1 protein-coding gene is annotated in these 3,468 nt (G+C 47.9%); it reads right to left on the bottom strand.

The window, feature by feature from the left end:
- Positions 1-50: 50 nt before the first annotated feature.
- Positions 51-3,468 (bottom strand): NB-ARC domain-containing protein (locus tag IQ257_RS29045; protein WP_193933471.1); only part of this gene is annotated, 3,418 nt, incomplete at its 5' end.

Here is a 3,468-nt window from a genome sequence, read left to right as displayed (position 1 = left end):
GTGCTAAGGAGAAGAGTAACACCCCAAATGTCCCCCTTGTCCCCCTTGTCCTAATTTTCCACTGCCCCGAGCGCTTTTAAAGTTTCAATCGTGGCTGCTGTTAACCCCGTCACACCAGCAATGTTCATTCCTTCGTAGGGTCGTTCAGCCCTCAGCATTTTGACACACTCCCCCGTCTCAATATCCCAAAGTGCGATCGCTTCATCTTGACCGCCACTTGCCAAAATCCGATCATCTGACCCAAAGGCAACTGACTCAATCCAGTTTGTATGTCCCTGCAACCTCTTTAAACATTGCCCCGTGCTGACATCCCAAAGGCGCACCGTTCGGTCATCACCGCCACTGGCTAAAGTCGTACCTCCAGGACAAAACGCCACTGACCGCACCCAATGGGTATGTCCCTGCAAAGTCTTGAGGCATTCCCCGGTGCTGACATCCCACACTTTTACAGTTTGGTCTTCACCACCACTGGCTAGCATCGTACCTTGAGAATTAAATGCGATCGCCCAGACTCGATTAGTATGACCCACTAATGTTTTCAGACATTCCCCCGTAGTAACATCCCACACTTTTACGGTTTGGTCGTAACTGGCAGTCGCTAATTGTTGACCGTCGGGACTAAATACCACCGACCAAATCCAGCCTTGGTGTCCCTGCAAAGTTTTCAGACAATCCCCCGTAGTAATCTCCCACAATTTCACCGTTTGATCTTCACTACTAGTCGCTAAGAGTGTGCCGTGAGGACTGAATGCCACCGACCAAACCCAACCTGTATGTCCTCGCAATACTCTTAAGCATTGACCCGTGCTAACATTCCACAAGCGTACCGTCTTATCTTCGCCACCACTAGCGAGAATCTGCCCTTCAGGATGGAAACCCACCGCCCATACCCGACTAGTGTGACCGCTTAACGCCTTAAAACACTTCCCCTCCGCAATATCCCACAGGCGTACCATTCGGTCGTCACTACCACTGGCTAAAATTTGACCCTTCAGACTCAACGCCACACATCGCACCCCATTACTATAGCCCTGCACAGTTTTGAGGCACTGACCCGTGCTGACATCCCACAGTTTTACCGTTTGGTCATAACTGCCACTGGCTAATAAACCCTCTGCACTAAACGCCACCGACCAAACTCGACTGCTATGACCGTGCAAGACTTGCAGACACTGCCCCCTGTCAACCTGCCATACTCTCACGGTTCCGTCTTCACCGCTACTAACTAGTATTGACCCTAAAGAGTGGGACGAGACTGGACTAAATATTACTGACCAGACCCAGCCGATGTTACCCTGCAATACATTAAAACACTGACCTGTGCTGACATCCCACAATCGCACCGTGCGATCGTCACTACCAGTTGCCAGAATTTGACCGTCTGGACTGAGCGCAACAGATTTAACGCCAGCACAGTGTCCCTGCAATGTTTTGAGGCATTCCCCCGTACTGATATCCCATACTTTTACCGTTTGGTCGTAGCTACCACTCACCAGCGTTTTTCCGTCTGGACTAAAAGCAATAGACGCAACCCAGTTTGTATGCCCCTGTAAGGTTTGGCAGCACTCCCCCGTAGTCATATCCCACAACCGCACGGTTTGGTCAACACTACTACTCGCTAACAGTTGACCATCCGGACTGTAGGCAACAGACTCTATCCAACCCGTATGTCCGTGCAAGGTTTGGTAGCACTCACCCGTACTCGCATCCCACACTTTCACCGTTTGGTCGTAACTACCACTGGCTAGAAATTGACTGTTGGGACTAAAGGCAACAGACCGCACCCAATTTGTATGCCCCTTACGAGTTAGCAAGGGTGAGGTAACTCCATCCTTGCTATTGATGATTTGCCATACACGCACCTGACCATCAGCATCACCGGCTGCCAATAGTTTACCATTCGGACTAAATGCAACTGACAAAATACTGCCTAAGGTTTCAGTGAAAACTGCTCCAGTCAGATTGGCACGAGCAAAATTAACGTGATGCAAAGTACGACCTTGAAGATAAGCGTGCCAAATATTCAAGTCTGAAAAATTCCAGTAGCTGCAATCGGTTTGGAGTTGATTCAACAAATTTAGAATATTCCCGGCAGCATATCCCGGTTCAAAAGGGCATTGTTCTCGCCGTTGCTCTAGAATTTGAACCAGATGATTTTCTAGATTTTCTTTGCTGCCACAAGCCGTTAACAACCTGTTAATAATAGGCTGGAGAATCAGGCGAATTTGAGAATCTCTAATGTAGTCTTTTGCTTGGGCTTTCAGGAGAGCGTGATGGTTAAATAAGGCTAGTTGTTTGTTTGTGATTTCTTGCTCGATTTCCTCTATTAATCGTTCGGTCATGTACTCCATCAGTACAGGTTGTTGCGTGAACCCTGCTGAGGTTTTTTCGAGCGTAAGTGTAGCCTTCTCGATTAGCGATCGCTGTCGCAGAGAACGCAATACTTCCGGTAATTTTTGCCGCGATATCGGCGATAGTAAATTTTCTCGCAGGTCTGAGAAAGAAAGGCTTTCTCGTTCAATCGCCAACCAGTACATCACTTCTTTCTCAAGTTCAGATAGGCGGTTAAACTGTCGGTCTAAAATATCTCGAATGTCATCAAATACTAATCTTCCTTCTTTTAGAATTGCTAAAAATTCAGAAATGTTATTATCAAATAATTCCTGAACTGCTGCGGCAACCATTTTTAAAGCCAAAGGATTGCCTGCATAATGGGTAATGACTGTTTGCCATTCTTCCTCTGAACCCGAAAAAGAACCCTTAATGCGAAAGATTTTCTGCCCTTCTGTAAGATTCAAACCCGCCAGTTGTAAGGAGCGAATGGGTAGCATTTCTCCTTCCAAAAAAACAAATTCTCTGGGTTTTTCCCGACTGGTTACGAGCAAACAGCTTTGATGGCGGGTTTCTCCTACCCGCTTCAAGAGTTCGCCATACCCCTCATAACCTTCGCGGTACTGTCCAGCAGTTGTGGTTAAGCGATCGCCTTTCGATTCATCGCCGCTACACAGAATCGTCTCCGCGTTATCCAGTATCAGCAAGCAACGGTGCTGGCGCAAGTAATCGATAAGCTGCAAGAATCTACCGTCTGCATCGTTGGGTAGGTCGATTTCCGTTTTCTGCTGGTTCGACAAAAATTGGATGAGATTAGCCAGAGTTTTCTCGACGGGAGGCGCATTTCGCAGCGATCGCCAAATTACATAGTCAAATTCTCCCTGAATTTGTTCAGCAAGCTTCACCGATAAAGCCGTTTTGCCAATTCCTCCCATTCCCAACAGAGCAATTAAACGGCAGCAATCATCAACAATCCACTGCTTGAGCTGACGCAGTTCTTCAGAGCGTCCGTAGAACACGGGGACATCAACCGCCTCTCCCCAATCAATGCGAGTAGCAGCAGATTTGGCAACCGATGTGGCAACGGATTTGGTAACGGATGTAGCGGATGAGTTGGTAGTTTCTCCCCCGTTCCCC

It is taken from the genome of Coleofasciculus sp. LEGE 07092 (assembly GCF_015207375.1).
GTDB lineage: Bacteria > Cyanobacteriota > Cyanobacteriia > Cyanobacteriales > Coleofasciculaceae > LEGE-07092.
Note: the sequence above shows the minus strand (reverse complement) of the source record. Positions and strands in the feature narration are given on the sequence as shown.